This window comes from Citrobacter sp. C6_1, from assembly GCF_014596835.2.
Taxonomy (GTDB): Bacteria; Pseudomonadota; Gammaproteobacteria; order Enterobacterales; family Enterobacteriaceae; genus Citrobacter; species Citrobacter pasteurii.
In genome coordinates, this window is sequence record NZ_CP115031.1 from 857,930 (window position 1) to 880,066 (window position 22,137).

Genomic DNA, 22,137 nt, shown 5'->3' on the forward strand with positions numbered 1-22,137 from the left:
ACTGTTCCGGGTTTTCCCATAGTAATTCCGTACTTCTTCACAACTATATCCACAGAAAAGGTGAATAAAATCGCCTATGTAGCGTATCTTCTGTTTATAACTCGGCCCTTTGCTGTGAGTTATTCAATTGTTATTAGAATATCGCGCTCTTAACAGAGTGGTTTACCGCCCCTCTGGAGTGTGAAACAATCGTTTGTATATAAGGTTTATGTTGAGGTAGTCCGGTGATTGATGACGATGGCTACCGCCCGAATGTAGGGATAGTAATTTGTAACCGCCAGGGGCAGGTCATGTGGGCCCGGCGATTTGGTCAGCACTCCTGGCAATTCCCGCAAGGCGGGATAAATGCAGGAGAGACAGCAGAGCAGGCGATGTACCGGGAACTCTTTGAAGAAGTAGGTCTGAGCCGTAAAGATGTGCGGATCCTTGCTTCTACTCGTAACTGGTTGCGTTACAAGTTACCGAAACGTTTGGTGCGTTGGGACACAAAGCCGGTTTGTATCGGCCAGAAACAAAAATGGTTTCTTCTGCAGTTGGTCAGCAGCGATGCTGAAATCAATATGCAAACCAGCAGTACACCTGAGTTCGACGGCTGGCGCTGGGTGAGTTACTGGTATCCGGTTCGACAGGTGGTGTCATTTAAACGCGATGTCTATCGCAGGGTGATGAAAGAATTCGCAAGTGTTGTGATGGCGCTTCAGGAGAGCACTCCTAAGCCGCAAAGCGCACCTGCGTACAGACGTAAAAGAGGTTAAGCTACGCAAATTATGCTCACCCGCCTGCGCGAAATAGTCGAAAAGGTGGCCAGTGCTCCACGTCTCAATGAGGCGTTGAATATTCTGGTTACTGACATCTGTCTTGCGATGGATACAGAGGTCTGCTCGGTCTACCTGGCCGATCACGACCGACGCTGTTATTACCTCATGGCGACCCGAGGACTGAAAAAACCACGCGGTCGCACTGTTGCACTGGCGTTTGATGAAGGGATCGTTGGCCTGGTTGGCAGGCTGGCGGAACCTATCAACCTTGCCGATGCGCAAAAACACCCCAGCTTTAAATATATTCCTTCGGTGAAAGAAGAACGCTTTCGTGCGTTCTTAGGCGTACCGATCATCCAGCGACGCCAGTTATTAGGCGTCCTGGTGGTACAGCAACGTGAGTTGCGCCAGTACGACGAAAGCGAAGAATCATTTCTGGTCACGCTTGCCACACAAATGGCCGCTATTCTGTCTCAGTCGCAGTTAACCGCACTATTTGGGCAATACCGGCAAACGCGTATCCGCGCATTGCCTGCAGCACCCGGTGTGGCGATCGCGGAAGGCTGGCAGGATGCCACGCTGCCGCTGATGGAGCAGGTGTATCAGGCTTCAACGTTGGATCCGGTGCTTGAGCGTGAACGTCTGACTGGCGCACTGGAAGAAGCCGCGAATGAATTTCGCCGCTATAGTAAGCGTTTTGCTGCCGGGGCACAGAAAGAGACGGCGGCAATTTTTGATCTCTATTCGCACCTGCTCTCCGATACCCGTTTGCGCCGCGAGTTATTTGCGGAAGTGGATAATGGTTCGGTGGCCGAGTGGGCCGTTAAAACGATTATCGAAAAGTTTGCCGAACAGTTCGCCGCGCTGAGCGATAACTATCTCAAAGAGCGAGCCGGGGATTTGCGCGCGCTGGGCCAGCGTCTGCTGTTCCATCTTGATGACGCGATCCAGGGACCGAACGCCTGGCCGGAACGCTTTGTGCTGGTGGCAGATGAGCTTTCCGCGACCACGCTGGCGGAACTTCCTCAGGACCGGTTAGTCGGCGTGGTTGTCCGGGATGGCGCAGCCAACTCTCATGCGGCAATTATGGTTCGTGCGCTGGGGATCCCGACCGTAATGGGGGCTGATATCCAGCCGTCGGTGTTGCATCGCCGTACGTTGGTGGTGGACGGTTATCGCGGTGAATTGCTGGTCGATCCGGAACCGGTATTGATCCAGGAATATCAGCGTCTTATCAGTGAAGAAGTTGAACTGAGCCGCCTGGCGGAAGACGATGTCAACCAGCCAGCACAATTGAAAAGCGGCGAGCGCGTGAAGGTGATGCTCAATGCGGGTCTCAGCCCTGAACATGAAGAGAAGCTGGGTAGCCGGATCGACGGCATTGGCCTGTATCGCACTGAAATTCCGTTTATGCTGCAAAGCGGTTTTCCTTCGGAAGAAGAGCAGGTTGCGCAGTATCAGGGCATGCTGCAAATGTTTAACGACAAGCCCGTGACCCTGCGTACGCTGGATGTCGGGGCCGATAAACAACTGCCGTACATGCCCATCAGCGAAGAAAACCCGTGTCTTGGTTGGCGTGGGATCCGCATCACGCTCGATCAACCGGAGATCTTTTTGATCCAGGTTCGCGCCATGCTGCGCGCGAATGCGGCAACCGGAAACCTGAGCATTTTACTGCCGATGGTGACCAGTATTGATGAAGTGGATGAAGCGCGACGCCTGATAGAACGTGCCGGACGCGAAGTGGAAGAGATGATCGGCTACGAGATCCCAAAACCACGCATTGGCATCATGCTGGAAGTCCCGTCGATGGTGTTTATGCTGCCGCATTTAGCAAACAGGATCGATTTTATCTCGGTTGGGACCAACGATCTCACCCAGTACATTCTGGCTGTCGATCGTAACAATACGCGGGTAGCCAGCATTTATGACAGCCTGCATCCGGGGATGTTACGCGCACTGGCGATGATTGCACAGGAAGCCGAAAGAAGCGGCATCGATTTGCGCTTGTGCGGTGAAATGGCGGGCGACCCGATGTGCGTGGCCATTCTAATTGGCCTGGGTTTTCGCCATTTATCAATGAACGGTCGTTCAGTGGCTCGCGTTAAATATCTACTGCGCCACATCGATTTTGATGAGGCGCAAACGCTGGCTCAGCGCAGCCTGGAAGCGCAGATGGCGACAGAAGTACGCCATCAGGTGGCGGCCTTTATGGAGCGCCGTGGCATGGGAGGATTGATTCGCGGAGGATTGTAGGCCTGATAAGCGTAGCGCCATCAGGCAATACGGTGAGTAAAGATTACCTATACAGATCTTTTACATCTTCCCGGCATCCGCTGCGATCCCCTTGTGCTATCATTCGCACCTTTGGAGCGCCTGCATTATGCTGGCGCGCTTATCAATTGCTGTCTGACTTCAGCGAAATAACAAGAACTTGTGGTGACAGATGACCAGTAGCTATCTGCATTTTCCGGATTTCGATCCGGTCATTTTCTCAATTGGACCCGTCGCGCTTCACTGGTACGGCATGATGTACCTGGTGGGGTTTATTTTCGCGATGTGGCTGGCGACGCGCCGGGCTAATCGCCCGGGCAGTGGCTGGACCAAAAACGAAGTCGAAAACTTACTTTATGCAGGCTTCCTCGGGGTCTTCCTCGGCGGGCGTATTGGCTACGTGCTGTTCTATAACTTCCCGCTGTTCCTTGATAACCCGCTATATCTGTTCCGCGTCTGGGATGGGGGCATGTCCTTCCATGGCGGGCTTATTGGGGTGATTCTGGTGATGATTATCTTCGCCAAACGCACCAAGCGTACATTCTTCCAGGTCTCTGATTTTATTGCTCCACTGATTCCGTTTGGTTTGGGCGCAGGCCGCCTGGGTAACTTTATTAACGGTGAACTGTGGGGGCGCGTCGACCCGAACTTCAAGTATGCCATGTTGTTCCCTGGCTCCCGCACTGAAGATATTTTATTGCTGCAAACTAATCCGCAATGGCAGTCTATTTTTGATACCTATGGCTCGTTGCCGCGCCATGCCTCACAGCTTTATGAGATGGCGCTGGAAGGGGTTGTGCTGTTTATCATTCTTAACCTGTACATTCGCAAACCTCGTCCGATGGGCTCGGTTTCCGGTCTGTTCCTGATTGGCTATGGCGCGTTTCGTATTATCGTCGAATTCTTCCGCCAGCCGGATGCGCAGTTTACCGGCACATGGGTCCAGTACATCAGCATGGGACAGATCCTGTCTATCCCGATGATTGTCGCAGGTATTATTATGATGGTCTGGGCGTACCGTCGCAGCCCGCAGCAACACGTTTCCTGAGGAACCATGAAACAGTATTTAGAACTGATGCAAAAAGTGCTGGATGAAGGCACACAGAAAAACGACCGCACCGGAACCGGAACGCTTTCCATTTTTGGTCATCAGATGCGTTTTAATCTGCAGGAAGGGTTTCCGCTGGTTACGACTAAACGCTGCCATTTACGCTCGATCATCCATGAGCTGTTGTGGTTTTTGCAGGGCGACACCAACGTTGCCTACCTGCATGAAAACAATGTCTCAATCTGGGATGAATGGGCTGACGAGAACGGTAATTTAGGTCCGGTTTACGGCAAACAGTGGCGTGCATGGCCAACACCGGATGGCCGCCATATTGACCAGATCACGACAGTGCTGAACCAGTTGAAAAACGACCCGGATTCTCGTCGTATTATCGTTTCCGCGTGGAACGTAGGCGAACTGGATAAGATGGCGTTGGCGCCGTGTCATGCGTTCTTCCAGTTCTACGTGGCGGATGGCAAACTCTCTTGTCAACTGTATCAGCGTTCATGCGATGTATTCCTCGGTCTGCCGTTCAACATCGCCAGCTACGCCTTACTGGTTCACATGATGGCGCAGCAGTGCGATCTTGAAGTCGGTGATTTTGTCTGGACAGGCGGTGACACGCACCTGTACAGTAACCATATGGATCAAACACATCTGCAGCTTAGCCGCGAGCCACGCGCGCTGCCGAAGCTGGTTATCAAGCGTAAACCAGATTCAATTTTCGACTATCGTTTCGACGACTTCGAAATTGAGGGTTACGATCCGCACCCAGGCATTAAAGCACCGGTCGCTATTTGATCGAGACTAATCCTGTCACAACCGGCGCCTTACGCGTCGGTTTTTTTTTGCCTTACATTCCATTCTGCGGCGTTGATTCCTGAAATTTTGCAACGTGATGCAATGCGCTAAATATTCTCCGTAGCTTGCCGAAGAAGCTGAATTTCCCCCTCGTTATTAATTTCTCTCACGCCATACTGGCGACATGAAAAAACAACAAGGCTACACGCTTCTCGAAACCCTGATTGCAATGCTGATTGTCGCGGCGCTTGGCGCATCGGGGTTATACGGTTGGCAGCGCTGGCAACAACAGCAGCGGTTATGGCAAACAGCCAGCCAGGTGCGGGATTACCTGCTGCAATTGCGCGAAGATGCTAACTGGCGTAATCGTGATCACGTCATCAACGTGCTCCGCGAAGGAGGAACATGGTGTCTGGCAAGCTCAGCGACGTCACAAACTTCGTGTCAGCCGGTTTCACCGTTGATTTTTACGCCGCTCTGGGCTGATGTCGAGATGGTAGAGATAACACCGTCACTGGCTTTTTTTGGCTTACGTAATACCGCATGGGCCGGGCATATCTACCTGAAGAATGCTGCAGGTGAATGGCGTGTGGTGGTGTCTGGTTGGGGACGAATCAGGCTTTGCGAACGCAGTGAGGCGGATCAATGTCGGTAAGTGAACGTGGCTTTTCACTGCTTGAGGTGCTTATCGCTATGGTGATAAGCAGTATTTTACTCCTCAGCGCTGCGCGATTTTTACCTGCGCTGCAGCGAGAGATTTTGCATAACACTCGTCAGCTGGTGCTTGAAGATGAGCTCTGGCAGCGGATCTATACCGTGGCGAAGCATCTCCAGCGGGCTGGCTATTGTCGGGGAAACTGTATCGGAGAAGGGCTGATGATATCAGCCGCGGGAGACTGTGTGATTGTACGCTGGGATGCCAACAGCAACGGTGTCTGGGACGATATTCCGGCGAAGGAGGCTGATGTCGTTGGGTTTCGTGTTCAAGATAAGGTGCTGGAAACCTTGCGTGGCGCAACAACCTGCGTGGGAAACGGTTGGGATAAAATGACCGATCCGGATTCTATTCAGATTGAGGTATTTCAGGTGGAGCGCCTGAATATCAGCGGATTTGCGCCTGTGCTTTCGTTGCACCTGCGCGGGAGAAGCAACGCCGAGCCTCAAAAGGTCATTGAGGCATTCTATGACGTCACAGGATTCAACCTGTGAACCGTGAGAGAGGTGTTTCATCGCTTGCAATGGTGCTTTTACTCCTGGTACTCGGCAGTCTGTTGCTGCAAGGCGTGAGCCGACAGGAGGCGAGTTTTGCGTCGCGGGTGGCAACGGAAAGCCAGTCGCTACAACATCAGGCAGTGGTGCAATCCGCCATGGAATGGGCACGTATGCAGCCCTGGAGCTTGCAGATGGCAACGCAGTGTCGACGCTATTCCACGCAGGGTGCGACGGTCTGCCTGCGTGTGCTCGACGACGATCTTGTGCTGCTTATTGCGCAATATGAAGGTATATCACTATGGCGTCAGGGGATGATTATCGAGGGTACTATCGAATTCTCAGCGCATGGCTGGAGCGATTTCTGCCCGTTAAAGGTGCTGGAGCTATGTCTGATACCCTGAACAGACAGCGTGGTTTTAGCTTGCCGGAAGTGATGCTGGCAATGGTGCTGATGATTATGATCGTGACCGCGCTTTCGGGATATCAGCGGGCGCTGATGAAGAGCTTTTTAGTCAGAAGCCAGTACCAACAATTGTGGCATCACGCCTGGCAGCAAACACAGTTGCGTATGTATTCACCACCTTTGAACTGGCAAATTAACCGAATGCAGACAACGGTAGCGGGATGTGTCAGCATCAATGTTAAAATTACTTCCCCTCTGGGCAGGCAGGGTCAGATGACACGACTGCACTGCCCAAATCGTCAGTAGTCAGGAGTCGCTATGTTAAGGGTCTACCACTCCAATCGTCTGGATGTGCTGGAAGCGTTGATGGAATATATCGTTGAGCGCGAGCGGCTGGACGACCCCTTTGAACCCGAGATGATCCTGGTTCAAAGCACCGGTATGGCGCAGTGGTTGCAAATGACTCTGGCACAGAAGTTTGGTATTGCCGCTAACATTGATTTCCCGCTGCCAGCGAGTTTTATCTGGGATATGTTTGTGCGCGTATTGCCGGATATCCCAAAAGAGAGCGCATTCAGCAAACAGAGCATGAGCTGGAAGCTGATGACGCTGCTACCCCAATTGCTGGATAACGATGATTTCGCACTGCTACGCCACTATCTCACCGACGACACAGACAAACGTAAGCTGTTTCAGCTTTCATCACGCGCCGCGGATCTGTTCGACCAGTATTTAGTCTACCGCCCAGAATGGCTGACGCAGTGGGAGGCGGGACAGCAGGTGGAGGGGTTAGAAGACGCTCAGGCCTGGCAAGCGCCATTGTGGAAAGCATTGGTGGAATATACGGCTGAACTGGGGCAGCCACGCTGGCATCGTGCCAATTTATATCAGCGGTTTATTCAGACCCTGGAAAGTACGTCTGACTGCCCACAAGGTCTGCCCTCGCGCGTCTTTATTTGTGGTATCTCCGCGCTACCGCCCGTGTATCTGCAGGCATTGCAAGCGCTGGGTAAACACATTGATATTCATCTGCTTTTTACCAATCCCTGTCGTTACTACTGGGGGGATATTAAAGACTCCGCTTATCTGGCTAAACTGTTGGCGCGTCAGCGTCGGCATAGCTTTGAAGAACGACATTTACCGCTGTTTCGCGATAGTCAGAATGCTGAAGGACTGTTTAACAGCGATGGTGAGCAGGATGTAGGGAATCCGATGTTGGCCTCATGGGGAAAACTAGGACGCGACTACATATATCTGCTTTCGGAACTGGAAAACAGCCAGGAGCTGGATGCGTTTGTCGATATCACCCCTGATAACCTTTTGCATAATATTCAAGCGGATATTCTGGAGCTCGAAAACCATGCGGTGGCGGGTGTTACGCTGGAGGAGTATTCCCGAAGCGACAATAAACGAAGGCTGGATCTGAACGACACCAGTGTGACGTTCCATGTCTGTCATAGCCCACAACGCGAAGTGGAAGTACTCCATGACCGCCTGCTGGCAATGCTGGAGGCGGATCCAACGCTGACGCCGCGCGACATCATCGTGATGGTGGCGGATATCGACAGCTACAGCCCATTCATTCAGTCGGTCTTTGGCAGCGCACCGGCCGATCGTTACCTGCCGTATGCTATTTCCGATCGCCGGGCGCGTCAGTCTCATCCCGTCTTACAGGCCTTTATTAGCCTGCTTTCGCTACCGGACAGCCGCTTTATCTCGGAGGATGTGCTGGCATTACTGGATGTGCCTGTGCTGGCTGCGCGTTTCAACATCAATGAAGAAGGGTTGCGCTATCTTCGTTTGTGGGTCAATGAGTCTGGAATTCGCTGGGGCATTGACGACGACAACGTGCGCGAACTCGCGCTTCCTCCAACTGGCCAGCATACCTGGCAATTTGGTTTAACACGTATGCTGCTGGGCTATGCGATGGAAAGCGCACAGGGTGAGTGGCAGTCGGTATTGCCCTATGATGAGTCCAGCGGTTTGATTGCCGAGTTAGTCGGGCATTTGGCCTCGCTGCTAATGCAGCTTAATCTCTGGCGCCGGGAGCTGGCAGTAGAGCGTCCGCTGGAGGCGTGGCTACCCGTTTGCCGGGACATGCTTAATGATTTCTTCCTGCCGGACGCGGATACCGAAGCGGCGATGACGCTGATTGAACAGCAGTGGCAGGCCATTATTGGCGAAGGTTTGGGTGCCGAGTATGACGGTGCCATTCCGCTTTCGTTGTTGCGTGATGAGCTGGCACAGCGACTCGATCAGGAACGAATCAGCCAGCGTTTCCTGGCAGGGCCTGTCAATATCTGTACGCTGATGCCGATGCGCTCCATTCCGTTCAAGGTGGTGTGTCTGCTTGGGATGAACGATGGTGTTTATCCGCGCCAGCTTGCGCCGCTGGGCTTTGATCTGATGAGCCAAAAACCGAGGCGTGGTGACCGAAGCCGCCGTGATGATGACCGCTATCTGTTCCTTGAAGCATTGATCTCAGCGCAGCAAACGCTCTATATCAGCTATATCGGCCGCTCAATCCAGGATAACAGTGAACGCTTCCCGTCGGTGCTGGTACAGGAACTTATGGATTACATTGGGCAAAGCCACTATTTGCCGGGCGATGAATTCCTCACTAGCGATCAAAGTGAAGCGAAAGTAAAAGCGTACATTACCCGTTTACATACCCGGATGCCCTTTGATGCACAAAACTATCTGCCAGGTGAGCAGCAAAGTTATGCGCGCGAGTGGTTGCCAGCGGCAAACCTGTCAGGCAAAGCGCACACGGATTTTGTCCAGCCGCTCCCCTTTACAATGCCTGAAACCCTGACGCTGGAAACGCTGCAACGCTTTTGGGCTCATCCGGTGCGGGCGTTTTTCCAGATGCGCCTGAGGGTAAATTTCCGCTCAGAAGAGAGCGAGATCCCGGAAACTGAACCCTTTATCCTTGAAGGGCTCAGCCGCTATCAGCTTAATCAGCAGTTGCTTAACACGCTGGTCGAAGAACACGATGCTGAACGTTTGTTCCGCCGCTTCCGCGCTGCGGGGTCGCTTCCCTATGGTGCATTTGGTGAAATTCTCTGGGATACACAACACCAGGAGATGCAGTTGCTGGCTGAGCGCATTATTGCCTGTCGCCAGCCCAGCCAAAGCATGGAAATTGACCTGACCTGTAATGGCGTACAAATTACGGGTTGGCTCCCGCAGGTACAGGAAGACGGATTGTTGCGCTGGCGCCCATCTTTGATCAGCATTGCGCAGGGCGTGCAACTTTGGCTGGAACATCTTGTCTATTGTGCCAGTGGCGGCACGGGAGAAAGCCGGTTGTTCTTACGCAAAGACGGCGAGTGGCGTTTCCCTCCACTGGAGGCCGAACAGGCGTTACAGTATCTGTCGCAACTTATTGAGGGATATCGGGAAGGCATGTCATCGCCGTTACTGGTATTACCGGAAAGTGGTGGGGCGTGGATAAAAACCTGTTATGACGCCGTAAATGATGCCATGTTAGATGACGATGATACGTTGCAAAAAGCGCGCAGTAAGTTTTTGCAGGCCTATGAAGGCAATATGATGGTACGCGGTGAAGGTGATGACATCTGGTATCAGCGTCTTTGGCGCCAACTGGATGCTGAAACACTGGAGACCATTGTTTTACAGTCTCAGCGTTATCTGTTACCGATTTTTCGATTTAATCAGTCGTGATGATTGTATAAAAATTGCGCAACTTGATGGCTTCCACTATGATGCGCTTTCTGTCACGGACTGATTCTTACAAAGAGAAGAGGCTGACGCGTTCAGCACAGTGTCTTGCCCTGTTCAGACCACGCTAAATGCGTTGTTTGCAGTGAACAGGTGAATACGTTAATGATGAGGTTTGTGAATGCCCCGCAGCACCTGGTTCAGCGCATTACTGTTGTTCGTCGCCTTTTGGGCGCCCGTAAGTCAGGCAGATACCGGTTGGCAGCCTTTAGCTGAAACCATCCGTAAAAGCAATAAAGATACCCGCCAGTATCAGGCCGTGCGCCTTGATAATGGCATGGTCGTGTTGTTGGTATCCGATCCTCAGGCTGTGAAATCCCTCTCTGCACTGGTGGTGCCTGTCGGCTCGCTGGAAGATCCGGACGATCATCAGGGGCTGGCACATTACCTTGAACATATGTGTCTGATGGGGTCGAAAAAATACCCACAGCCGGACAGCCTGGCCGAGTTCCTGAAAATGCACGGCGGCAGCCATAATGCCAGCACCGCGCCTTACCGCACCGCTTTCTATCTTGAAGTCGAAAATGACGCGCTGGTCGGGGCGGTAGATCGTCTGGCGGATGCAATTGCCGATCCGTTGCTGGATAAAAAATATGCCGATCGCGAGCGTAACGCGGTTAACTCCGAGCTGACGCTGGCGCGTACCCGGGACGGGATGCGTATGGCGCAGGTGAGTGCTGAGACCATTAACCCGGCGCACCCTGGTTCGCGTTTCTCCGGCGGAAATCTCGAGACATTAAGCGATAAACCGGGCAATCCGGTGGTGCAGGCTTTACAAAAATTTCATGAAAAGTATTACTCCGCGAACCTGATGAAGGCGGTGATTTATAGCAATAAACCATTGCCAGAGCTGGCGCGGATAGCGGCTGACACGTTTGGACGCGTGCCGAACAGAAATATCGACAAGCCTGAAATTACTGTACCGGTAGTCACTGACGCGCAAAAGGGCGTCATTATCCACTATGTTCCGGCAATGCCGCGTAAAGTGCTGCGCGTCGAGTTTCGTATTGATAACAATAGCGCGCAGTTCCGCAGTAAAACCGATGAGCTGGTGACTTACCTGATTGGCAATCGTAGTCCGGGCACATTGTCTGACTGGTTGCAAAAGCAGGGGCTGGTTGAAGGTATTCGTGCGGACTCCGATCCGGTGGTTAATGGGAATAGCGGCGTGTTAGCCATTTCCGCGACGTTGACCGACAAAGGTCTGGCTAACCGTGATGAAGTTGTTGCTGCAATCTTTAGTTATCTCAATCTGTTACGAGAGAAAGGTGTCGATAAACGCTATTTTGACGAACTGGCGCACGTGCTGGATCTCGATTTCCGTTATCCTTCCATCACTCGTGATATGGACTACGTGGAATGGCTGGCTGATACCATGATTCGCGTTCCCGTCGAGCATACTCTGGATGCCGTGAATATTGCCGATCAATACGATGCGAAGGCCGTTGAGCAACGGTTAGCGATGATGACACCGCAGAATGCGCGCATCTGGTATATCAGTGAGAAAGAGCCACACAATAAAACCGCTTATTTTGTCAATGCGCCTTATCAGGTAGATAAAATCAGCGAGAAAACATTCGCGGACTGGCAGCAAAAAGCGCAGGGCATTGCTCTGTCGTTACCGGAGCTGAACCCGTATATTCCAGATGATTTCACGCTGATTAAGACGGATAAAAAATATGCTCATCCGGAACTGATCGTTGATGAGCCTGATTTACGCGTGGTGTATGCCCCGAGTCAATATTTTGCCAGCGAGCCAAAGGTTGATGTCAGCGTGATACTGCGTAACCCGAAAGCGATGGACAGCGCCAGAAACCAGGTCTTATTCGCCCTGAACGATTATCTGGCGGGTATTGCACTCGACCAGTTAAGTAACCAGGCCGCAGTGGGGGGGATTGGTTTTTCTACTAACGCTAATAACGGCCTGATGCTCAATGCCAACGGCTACACCCAACGTTTGCCACAGCTTTTTCAGGCGCTGCTGAGCGGTTATTTCAGTTACACCTCAACAGATGAACAGCTGGAACAGGCGAAATCCTGGTACGCCCAGATGATGGACTCTGCGGAGAAAGGCAAAGCCTACGATCAGGCGATTATGCCGGTTCAGATGCTGTCTCAGGTACCGTACTTCTCACGTGATGAACGGCGTGAGATGTTGCCATCTATTACGTTGAAAGAAGTGATGACCTACCGTGACACCTTAAAAGCCGGTGCGCGTCCCGAATTCCTGGTGGTCGGCAATATGAGTGAAACTCAGGCGAAAACCATGGCTCGGGATATCCAGAAGCAGCTTGGTGCGAACGGCTCACAGTGGTGCCGAAACAAAGATGTTGTGGTAGACAAGAAGCAGTCTGCCATCTTTGAAAAAGCGGGCAGCAGTACGGATTCAGCGCTGGCGGCGGTATTTGTACCCTCCGGCTATGACGAGTACACCAGCTCGGCTTACAGCGCAATGCTAGGACAGATTGTTCAACCGTGGTTCTACAATCAACTGCGTACTGAAGAGCAATTAGGTTATGCCGTCTTTGCTTTCCCAATGAGCGTTGGCCGTCAGTGGGGAATGGGCTTCCTGTTGCAAAGCAGCGACAAGCAACCGTCCTATCTCTGGGAACGTTATAAAGCGTTTTTCCCGACGGCGGAAGCGAAGCTGCGGGCGATGAAAGCTGATGAGTTCGCACAAATTCAGCAAGCGATCATCGCGCAAATGCTGCAGGCGCCGCAAACTTTGGGAGCCGAAGCCTCTCAGCTAAGCAAAGATTTCGATCGCGGCAATATGCGCTTCGATTCACGTGATAAAATCGTGGCTCAGATTAAACTGCTGACGCCGCAAAAGCTTGCCGACTTCTTCCATCAGGCGGTGGTTGAGCCGCAAGGCATGGCGATACTGTCACAGGTTTCCGGCAGTCAGAACGGGAAAGCAGAATATGTGCACCCGGAAGGCTGGAAAGTGTGGCAGACCGTCAGCGCGTTGCAGCAAACCTTACCCCTGATGAGTGATAAGAATGAATGATGCCGCTGAGTCCCTTGATCCACTGCGCTTGCCCCTGACGGGCGAGCGCCTGATTGAAGCCTCTGCGGGCACCGGTAAAACATTTACCATCGCCGCCCTGTATTTACGTTTACTGCTTGGGCTGGGCGGCTCTGCCGCCTTTCCCCGTCCGCTGACCGTCGAAGAACTGTTAGTGGTCACCTTCACCGAGGCGGCTACTGAAGAGCTGCGCGGTCGTATTCGTAGCAACATCCATGAACTGCGCATTGCCTGCCTGCGTGAAACCACCGACAACCCGCTATACGCTCGTCTGTTAGATGAAATTGCCGATAAAAAGCAGGCCGCCCAGTGGCTGCTATTGGCTGAAAGGCAGATGGATGAAGCCGCGGTGTTTACCATTCATGGTTTTTGTCAGCGTATGCTCAGCCTCAACGCCTTTGAGTCAGGCATGTTGTTTGAACAGCAGTTGATTGAGGATGAGTCGCTGTTGCGCTATCAGGCCTGCGCAGATTTCTGGCGTCGACATTGTTACCCGCTGTCTCGCGACATTGCTCAGGTTGTTTTTGAAACGTGGAAAGGTCCACAGGCGCTGCTAAGGGATATTGATCGCTACCTGCAGGGTGAATCCCCGGTGATTAAAGCCCCACCGCCAGCTGATGAAACGCTGGCAGCCCGGCACGAAAAAATTCTGGCGTGTATCGACCAGATTAAGCAGCAATGGCGTGATTCCGTCGCTGAGCTGGACGGTCTACTGGAAGCCTCCGGGATCGACAGACGTAAATTTAATCGTGGTAATCAGGGGAAGTGGATCGAAAAGATCAGCGCGTGGGCGCAGGAAGAAACCCGAAGCTACCAGCTTCCTGATGCGCTGGAGAAATTCTCTCAGCGTTTTCTGGAAGACCGCACCAAAGCGGGTGGTGTAACCCCTCAACATCCGCTGTTTGTCGCGATTGATGAACTGCTGAGTGAACCGCTGACAATCCGCGATCTGGTGATCACCCGGGCATTGTCGGAAATCCGCGAGGCGGTCGCACAGGAAAAACGCCGACGTGGTGAGCTTGGTTTTGACGATATGCTCAGCCGCCTGGACGCGGCGCTGCGTAGCGAAAGCGGCGATGCGCTGGCGGCGGCTATTCGTACCCGTTTCCCGGTGGCAATGATTGATGAATTCCAGGATACCGACCCGCAGCAATACCGTATTTTCCGCCGTATCTGGCAGCATCAGCCGGATACCGCACTTCTGCTGATTGGCGATCCAAAACAGGCGATTTACGCCTTTCGCGGCGCGGATATTTTTACCTACATGAAGGCGCGTAGCGAAGTCAGCGCGCACTATACGCTTGATACTAACTGGCGTTCGGCTCCTGGCATGGTCAATGGCGTGAATACGATTTTCAGCCAGATGAACGACGCCTTTATGTTCCGCGAAATTCCTTTTAGCCCGGTGAGATCCGCAGAGAAAAATCAGTCGCTACGGTTTGTTATACACGGTGAAACGCAGCCTGCCATGAGTATGTGGCTGATGGAAGGGGACAGTTGTGGCGTGGGCGACTATCAGAACTACATGGCGCAGGTGTGCGCCACGCAAATTCGCGACTGGCTTAAGGCCGGGCATTCTGGCGCTGCGCAACTGGTCAGCGGTAAAGCGTCCAGGCCGGTACGCGCCTCGGATATCAGCGTACTGGTTCGTAGCCGCCAGGAGGCGGCGCTGGTCCGCGATGCGCTGACGCAACTGGCCATTCCCTCTGTTTATCTCTCCAACCGTGACAGCGTGTTTGAAACGCTCGAAGCACAGGAGCTGCTGTGGGTTCTGCAGGCAGTGATGACGCCGGAGCGTGAGAACACGCTGCGTAGCGCGCTGGCGACTTCAATGATGGGGCTGAATGCGCAGGATCTTGAAGCGTTAAATAACGACGAAAATGCCTGGGATGCGGTGGTCGAGGAGTTCGATGGTTATCATCAGATCTGGCATAAACGCGGCGTGATGCCGATGCTGCGCGCGCTGATGGCTGCCCGCCAGATTGCGGAAAACCTGCTGGCGACGGCGGGGGGTGAACGCCGCCTGACTGACATTTTACATATCAGCGAACTGCTCCAGGAAGCGGGATCGCAACTGGAAAGCGAGCATGCGCTGGTGCGCTGGCTATCTCAGCATATTCTTGAACCCGACAGCAATGCCTCCAGTCAGCAGCTCAGGCTGGAAAGTGATAAGCATCTGGTCAAAATCGTCACTATTCATAAATCGAAAGGGCTGGAATATCCACTGGTCTGGCTGCCGTTTATCACCAATTTCCGCGTCCAGGATCAGGCGTTCTACCACGATCGCAGCTCCTTTGAAGCGGTGCTGGATCTCAGCGATGCCGCGGAGAGCGTTGAGCTGGCCGAAGCGGAACGTCTGGCAGAAGATTTGCGCTTGCTCTATGTCGCGCTGACCCGTTCGGTATGGCACTGCAGCCTTGGCGTGGCGCCGTTGGTGCGCCGTCGGGGCGATAAGAAAGGGGATACCGATGTGCATCAGAGCGCCCTTGGCCGCCTGTTGCAAAAAGGCGAGCCGATGGATGCCGCGGGTTTGCGTGGCGCGATTGAAGCGCTGTGCTGCGATGATATTGCCTGCCAGACGCCTGCGCAGCCTGACGGTGAACTCTGGCAGGTTGCGCAGAACGTCAGCGGAGAACTGAGCGCGAAAATACTGCAGCGTACGCCCGGCGACAGCTGGCGCGTGACCAGCTATTCCGGCTTGCAACAGCGCGGGCATGGTATTGCGCAGGATCTGATCCCGCGACTGGACATCGATGCCGCAGGCGTCGGTGAGGTTATTGAGGAGCCCGGACTCACGCCGCATCAGTTCCCGCGCGGCGCTTCGCCGGGTACATTCTTGCATAGCCTGTTTGAAAATCTCGATTTTACGCAACCGGTGGATCCGCATTGGGTCGAGGAGCAACTGGCGTTGGGCGGTTATGACGCGCACTGGACGCCGGTTTTGACCGCATGGCTGGACGCCATTTTGCAGGCGCCTCTCAACGAGACGGGCGTGAGTTTGAGTCAGCTTTCCGCGCGTGAAAAACAGGTGGAGATGGAGTTTTATCTGCCTATTTCGCAGCCGCTGATGGCCAGCCAACTTGATGCGTTGATCCGCCAATACGATCCGCTCTCGGCAGGGTGCCCTGCGTTGGATTTTATGCAGGTGCGCGGCATGCTGAAAGGGTTTATTGACCTGGTATTCCGCCACCAGGGGCGTTATTACCTGCTCGACTACAAGTCAAACTGGCTGGGTGAAGACAGTTCTGCGTATACCCAGCAGGCAATGGCCTCTGCCATGCAGGCGCATCGCTATGACCTGCAGTATCAACTTTATACCCTGGCGTTGCATCGCTACTTGCGCCATCGCATTGCTGGTTACGATTATAAACACCATTTTGGCGGCGTTATCTATCTTTTCCTGCGTGGCGTTGACAGTGACAATCCGCAGCAGGGAATTTACGCCACCCGACCCGATGGGGAATTGATCGCGTTGATGGACGAGTTGTTTGCCGGAGTGCCGCTGGAGGAGATGTCATGACAATCCAGAAACGATTACTGGAAGCCGTTGAGCAAAAGCAGCTCCGGCCTCTGGATGCCCAGTTCGCGCTGGCGGTTGCCGGAAACGACAACCCTGCCGTTACGCTGGCGGCGGCTCTGCTTAGCCGTGAGGCGGGCGAGGGGCACGTTTGCTTACCGCTTTCCCGGTTATCTTTACGCGAAGATGCTCATCCGCTGTTGAACGCCTGGCTCGCTGAAGCGGGAGAGCCCGAAGACTGGGCGGAGTGTCTGCTGGCCTCCGGGGCGGTAAGCCGTGGCGAGCAGCCTACGCCGCTGGTGCTGTACGGCGATCGCTTGTATCTGAACCGGATGTGGCATAACGAACGCACGGTGGCCCGTTTTTTCGGTGAAGTTAACTACGCCATTGAGGTGGACGAGCCACGGTTGATCCGCACGCTGGAAGCGCTTTTCCCACCATCGGAGGGCGTGAACTGGCAAAAAGTGGCTGCTGCCGTAGCGCTGACCCGCCGTATATCGGTGATCTCCGGCGGGCCGGGGACCGGAAAAACGACAACGGTGGCGAGGCTTCTGGCGGCGTTGATTCAGATGGCGGACGGTGAACGCTGTCGTATTCGTCTGGCGGCACCCACGGGAAAAGCGGCTGCACGTCTGACCGCCTCGTTGGGCGCGGCGCTGCGAGAACTGCCGCTGACCGATGAGCAAAAGAAGCGCATTCCCGATGATGCCAGTACGTTGCACCGCTTATTGGGCGCTCAGCCTGGAAGCCAACGCCTGCGACATCATGCAGGAAACCCGCTGCATCTGGACGTGCTGGTAGTGGATGAAGCCTCGATGATCGATTTGCCGATGATGTCGCGCCTTATCGATGCGCTGCCGCCACACGGGCGGGTGATTTTTCTTGGCGATCGCGACCAGCTCGCTTCCGTTGAAGCGGGGGCGGTGCTGGGGGATATCTGTGCTTTCGTCGGTGATGGCTTTACTCCGGAACGTGCCAAACAACTCAGTCGACTGACCGGTAGTCCCATTCCAGCGGGAACCGGAACTCAGGCCGCGTCTTTACGTGACAGTTTATGCTTGCTGCAAAAGAGTTACCGTTTCGGTAGCGATTCCGGAATCGGTCAGTTGGCTGCGGCGATTAATCGTGGTGATAAAACTGCGATAAAAACGGTCTTCCAACAGGGATTTAGCGATATCGAAAAACGCACGTTACACAACAGCGAAGATTACGCCGCGATGCTGGAGGAAGCGCTGGCGGGTTATGGACACTGTCTCGATTTACTGCGCGAGCGCGCCGAGCCGGATGCTGTCATTCAGGCCTTCAATGAGTATCAGCTATTGTGCGCCCTGCGGGAAGGTCCGTTTGGCGTGGGGGGGGTGAATGAATGCATTGAGCGGGTGATGGCGCAAAAACGCAAAATTCACCGTTCGACGCATAGCCGCTGGTATGAGGGAAGACCGGTAATGATCGCGCGCAATGACAGTTCGTTGGGATTATTTAACGGTGATATTGGCATTGCCCTCGATCGTGGGCAGGGTCTGAGAGTGTGGTTTGCGCTGCCGGACGGTTCTATCAAATCGGTCCAGCCCAGTCGCTTGCCTGAACATGAAACCACCTGGGCAATGACCGTGCACAAATCGCAGGGATCTGAGTTCGACCATGCGGCGTTGATTTTGCCCAGCCAGCACTCACCCGTGGTGACCCGTGAGCTGGTCTATACCGCCGTCACCCGTGCCCGCCGTCGTTTGTCGTTGTATGCCGATGAACGGATATTGAGTAGCGCCATTGCCACCCGAACCGAACGCCGAAGCGGGCTGTCGGCGTTGTTTAATGATGGCATGATGTAGGCCGGATAAGCGTCAGCGCCATCCGGCTGTGTGCCTGATGGCGACGCTATCGCGTCTGATCAGGCCTACGATCTGCATACCAAAGATGTGCCAGCGAATTGTAGGCCGTATCCGGCAACGATCGCTATCCCAAATCCGCCATCAGCACTTTTGACCGCCGCTGATAGTTGTACATCTCTTTTTTGCTTTCCGGCAGCAGGTCGATATCCACCGGCGTGAAGCCGCGCTCCTGGAACCAGTGAATGCTGCGCGTCGTCAGCACGAACAGCTTGCTGAGTCCCATTTGTCTGGCCTGCACAGCAATCCGCTCCAGCAAAACTTCGCCGCGTGATGAGCTACGGTAGTCCGGATGCACTGCCACGCACGCCATTTCGCCAATCTTCTCCTCCGGAAAAGGGTACAGAGCGGCACAGGCGATGGTCAGATTATCGCGCTGAATAATGGTGAATTTGTCGATCTCCATTTCCAGCTGTTCGCGGGAGCGGCGGACCAGAATGCCTTGCTGCTCCAGTGGGCGGATCAGCTCCAGAATCCCACCGATATCGTTAATGGTGGCGCGGCGGATCTGCTCGGCGCTTTCCATTACGATCTGCGTCCCGATCCCGTCGCGGGAGAACAGTTCCTGCAGTAATGCGCCATCTTCCTGATAGCTGATCAGATGGCAACGGCGTACGCCACTGCGACAGGCTTTCACTGCGCCGCGTAGGAAGCGCACCGTGCCGGAGCTGTAATCACCTTTCTCTTCCTGCAATTCAACGCGAGCCTGGGCTTCGTTGGGAAACAGCTCGGAAATAATATCGCCATCATCGTTGGTGACGCCCTGAGAGGAGCAAAAGCCGATCATTTTCTCCGCCTTCAGTTTGATAGCCAACTGCGTGGCGACCTCTTCTGACGTCAGGTTAAAGCTCTCACCGGTGACGGAAACGGCGACCGGTCCCATCAGCACAATCGCGCCGCTGTCTAACTGGCGGTGAATCGCCTCTTCATCAATACGACGAATACGCCCGCTATGGCAGTAATCGACGCCGTCATCCACACCCAACGGTTGCGAGATAATAAAATTACCGCTGACCACATTGATATGTGCCCCTTGCAACGGCGTATTATTCAGGCTCATCGACAGGCGGGCGGTAATATCAAGCTGAAGTAGCCCCGCAGCCTGTTTGACCAGCTCCAGGGTTTTCGCATCGGTGACGCGTGTGTTTTTGTGGTACACCGGTTCATGATGATGCGCCGCGAGATTGGCATCAATCTGCGGTCGTGCGCCATAGACCACGACCAGGCGGATGCCGAGGCTATGAAGAAGACCAATGTCATTGACGATACTGGAAAAGTTTTCATGCTCGATGGCTTCGCCGCCCAGCATAATGACAAACGTTTTTCCCCGATGGGTATTGATATAGGGAACAGAATGGCGGAATCCCTGTACCAGTTCGGTTCTACGCTCCTTCACCACGGCACACCCTCATTGCATGATTATTCGTAATTTGTGTATTTTTATTCTGTTTTTGTTCTGTGCGCAAGCGTAATTTTTACCCATGCCGAAGATTTTTATCAGTAATACCGTGAATATAAAAAGAATGTTTACCCTTTTATAGATGACAGATTATGCGTCATTCGCTAAAGTTTCCGGTCAATTCGGACGTTTTACGTATTACCTCAATACAGATTTCTTTTGCTCGGGAGAAGCATGTCGGGATCCAACTCAGCAATCAGTCGCCGCCGTTTACTGCAAGGTGCGGGTGCTATGTGGCTTTTAAGCGTCAGCCAGGTTGGTCTGGCTGCTGCGAGTCAGGTCGTTGCCGTACGTATCTGGCCTGCGTCCAGCTATACCCGCGTCACGGTAGAATCTAACCGTCTGCTGAAATACAAACAGTTTGCCCTGAGTAATCCTGAGCGTGTGGTTGTGGATATTGAAGACGTTAATCTGAACTCGGTGCTCAAGGGCATGGGAGCGCAGATTCGTCCTGACGATCCGTATATTAAGTCGGCGCGCGTTGGCCAGTTTGATCCACAGACCGTGCGAATGGTGTTCGAGCTGAAACAGAATGTGAAGCCGCAACTTTTTGCCCTGGCACCGGTGGCGGGCTTTAAAGAACGTCTGGTGATGGATCTCTATCCCGCAAATGCCCAGGATGTTCAGGATCCGCTGCTGGCATTGCTGGAAGATTACAACAGGGGCGATCTGGATAAACAGGTACCGCCTGCGCAGAGTGGCCCACAGCCGGGCAAAGCGGGACGCGATCGCCCCATTGTTATTATGCTGGATCCGGGCCACGGCGGGGAAGACTCCGGTGCGGTGGGGAAATACAAGACGCGTGAAAAAGATGTGGTACTGCAGATTGCCCGGCGCCTGCGAGCTCTCATAGAGAAAGAGGGCAACATGAAGGTCTTTATGACGCGAAATGAAGATATCTTCATTCCGCTTAAAGTCCGCGTGGCGAAAGCGCAGAAGCAGCGCGCAGACCTGTTTGTCTCGATTCACGCCGATGCCTTTACCAGTCGACAGCCCAGCGGTTCGTCGGTGTTTGCGCTCTCGACCAAAGGCGCGACCAGTACCGCAGCGAAATATCTGGCGCAGACCCAGAACGCCTCGGATCTCATCGGTGGCGTCAGCAAGAGTGGCGACCGCTACGTCGACCATACCATGTTCGATATGGTGCAGTCGCTGACCATCGCCGACAGCCTGAAGTTTGGTAAAGCGGTATTGAATAAGCTTGGTAAAATCAACAATCTGCATAAGAATCAGGTTGAACAAGCCGGGTTTGCGGTGCTAAAAGCGCCGGATATTCCGTCCATTCTGGTAGAAACAGCGTTTATCAGTAACGTTGAGGAAGAGCGCAAACTCAAAACGGCGACCTTCCAGCAGGAAGTTGCAGAGTCGATTCTGGCGGGGATTAAAGCCTACTTTGCCGATGGGGCGACGCTGGCGAGAAGGGGATAACAAAAAAGCGCTGAAAAGCGCTTTTTTTACGGATCGCAGATACAAAAAAACACCCGTTAAGGTGTTTAATGTGTTGGTTGCGGGGGCCGGATTTGAACCGACGACCTTCGGGTTATGAGCCCGACGAGCTACCAGGCTGCTCCACCCCGCGTCCGTCTTTTTGCTTCGTATTTCAAACACTTTGCAAAAATATTACATCAGATTTTAATTGGTTGCGGGGGCCGGATTTGAACCGACGACCTTCGGGTTATGAGCCCGACGAGCTACCAGGCTGCTCCACCCCGCGTCCGTCATTACTCTTCCATCGAGTAACGTTACTGCTTCTGATTTTAATTGGTTGCGGGGGCCAGATTTGAACTGACGACCTTCGGGTTATGAGCCCGACGAGCTACCAGGCTGCTCCACCCCGCGTCCGTGGATGCGCACTATACTCTGCTCGCATTTTCATGCAACCCTTTTTTCACCTTGATCACGTTTTTAGGGTGAAAATGAACAAAAACAACGCACTCTGGATTATTTTTTGCGCAAAATTTGCGTTCGGGTAGGTATACGCATTTCATTAGGTTCGGGGGTTTGTTA

Annotated in this window: 14 protein-coding genes and 3 tRNA genes; 13 read left to right on the top strand and 4 right to left on the bottom strand. The window is 53.6% G+C overall.

Going from position 1 to position 22,137, the window contains the following annotated elements:
* The first annotated feature begins 224 nt into the window (after window positions 1-224).
* From rppH to recD, 12 genes are all read left to right on the top strand, one after another.
* Entirely contained in the window at window positions 225-755 is a 531-nt protein-coding gene (gene rppH, locus IB196_RS04270) for an RNA pyrophosphohydrolase (protein WP_003825602.1), read from the top strand.
* A gap of 12 nt (window positions 756-767) precedes the next feature.
* On the top strand, window positions 768-3,014 hold the full coding sequence (gene ptsP, locus IB196_RS04275) for a phosphoenolpyruvate--protein phosphotransferase (RefSeq protein WP_005123415.1): 2,247 nt from the start codon (window positions 768-770) through the stop codon (window positions 3,012-3,014).
* A gap of 190 nt (window positions 3,015-3,204) precedes the next feature.
* Complete coding sequence (gene lgt / locus IB196_RS04280; RefSeq protein WP_005123417.1) at window positions 3,205-4,080, top strand: prolipoprotein diacylglyceryl transferase; 876 nt, start codon at window positions 3,205-3,207, stop codon at window positions 4,078-4,080.
* Window positions 4,081-4,086: 6 nt separating this feature from the next.
* On the top strand, window positions 4,087-4,881 hold the full coding sequence (thyA, locus tag IB196_RS04285; protein ID WP_005123418.1) for a thymidylate synthase: 795 nt from the start codon (window positions 4,087-4,089) through the stop codon (window positions 4,879-4,881).
* Window positions 4,882-5,065: 184 nt separating this feature from the next.
* Entirely contained in the window at window positions 5,066-5,536 is a 471-nt protein-coding gene (locus IB196_RS04290) for a prepilin peptidase-dependent protein (protein WP_040232170.1), read from the top strand.
* Complete coding sequence (locus IB196_RS04295; RefSeq protein WP_182289922.1) at window positions 5,527-6,090, top strand: prepilin peptidase-dependent protein; 564 nt, start codon at window positions 5,527-5,529, stop codon at window positions 6,088-6,090. The genes IB196_RS04290 and IB196_RS04295 overlap by 10 nt, the downstream gene beginning before the upstream one ends.
* On the top strand, window positions 6,087-6,494 hold the full coding sequence (locus IB196_RS04300) for a DUF2509 family protein (protein WP_005123423.1): 408 nt from the start codon (window positions 6,087-6,089) through the stop codon (window positions 6,492-6,494). The genes IB196_RS04295 and IB196_RS04300 overlap by 4 nt, the downstream gene beginning before the upstream one ends.
* Entirely contained in the window at window positions 6,479-6,802 is a 324-nt protein-coding gene (locus IB196_RS04305; protein ID WP_005123424.1) for a prepilin-type N-terminal cleavage/methylation domain-containing protein, read from the top strand. The genes IB196_RS04300 and IB196_RS04305 overlap by 16 nt, the downstream gene beginning before the upstream one ends.
* 12 nt (window positions 6,803-6,814) lie before the next feature.
* Window positions 6,815-10,183, top strand: a complete 3,369-nt coding sequence (gene recC, locus IB196_RS04310) for an exodeoxyribonuclease V subunit gamma (protein WP_188231923.1) — start codon at window positions 6,815-6,817, stop codon at window positions 10,181-10,183.
* 178 nt (window positions 10,184-10,361) lie between these two features.
* Window positions 10,362-13,250: a pitrilysin gene (ptrA, locus tag IB196_RS04315; protein ID WP_188231924.1), complete on the top strand. Its 2,889-nt coding sequence runs from the start codon at window positions 10,362-10,364 to the stop codon at window positions 13,248-13,250.
* On the top strand, window positions 13,243-16,788 hold the full coding sequence (gene recB / locus IB196_RS04320) for an exodeoxyribonuclease V subunit beta (protein WP_188231925.1): 3,546 nt from the start codon (window positions 13,243-13,245) through the stop codon (window positions 16,786-16,788). Before ptrA ends, recB begins: the two co-directional genes overlap by 8 nt.
* Window positions 16,785-18,614: an exodeoxyribonuclease V subunit alpha gene (recD, locus tag IB196_RS04325; RefSeq protein WP_188231926.1), complete on the top strand. Its 1,830-nt coding sequence runs from the start codon at window positions 16,785-16,787 to the stop codon at window positions 18,612-18,614. The genes recB and recD overlap by 4 nt, the downstream gene beginning before the upstream one ends.
* Before the next feature lie 124 nt (window positions 18,615-18,738).
* On the opposite strand, the gene argA is transcribed toward recD, so the two are convergent.
* The gene (gene argA, locus IB196_RS04330; protein ID WP_040232180.1) at window positions 18,739-20,070 is read right to left on the bottom strand and encodes an amino-acid N-acetyltransferase; all 1,332 of its coding nucleotides are present in this window, start codon (window positions 20,068-20,070) and stop codon (window positions 18,739-18,741) included.
* Window positions 20,071-20,304: 234 nt separating this feature from the next.
* On the opposite strand from argA, the gene amiC reads away from it, so the two are divergent.
* Window positions 20,305-21,558, top strand: coding sequence for an N-acetylmuramoyl-L-alanine amidase AmiC (gene amiC, locus IB196_RS04335; protein ID WP_149692195.1), 1,254 nt, complete (start codon window positions 20,305-20,307; stop codon window positions 21,556-21,558).
* Window positions 21,559-21,632: 74 nt separating this feature from the next.
* Here the strand turns inward: amiC and IB196_RS04340 are convergent.
* The 3 genes from IB196_RS04340 to IB196_RS04350 all read right to left on the bottom strand — a co-directional run bounded on the left by IB196_RS04340 (window position 21,633) and on the right by IB196_RS04350 (window position 21,969).
* A tRNA-Met gene (locus IB196_RS04340) sits at window positions 21,633-21,709 on the bottom strand.
* A gap of 58 nt (window positions 21,710-21,767) precedes the next feature.
* Window positions 21,768-21,844, bottom strand: a tRNA-Met gene (locus tag IB196_RS04345).
* A 48-nt stretch (window positions 21,845-21,892) separates the two neighbouring features.
* Window positions 21,893-21,969: transfer RNA gene (locus IB196_RS04350), tRNA-Met, on the bottom strand.
* Window positions 21,970-22,137: the final 168 nt, after the last annotated feature.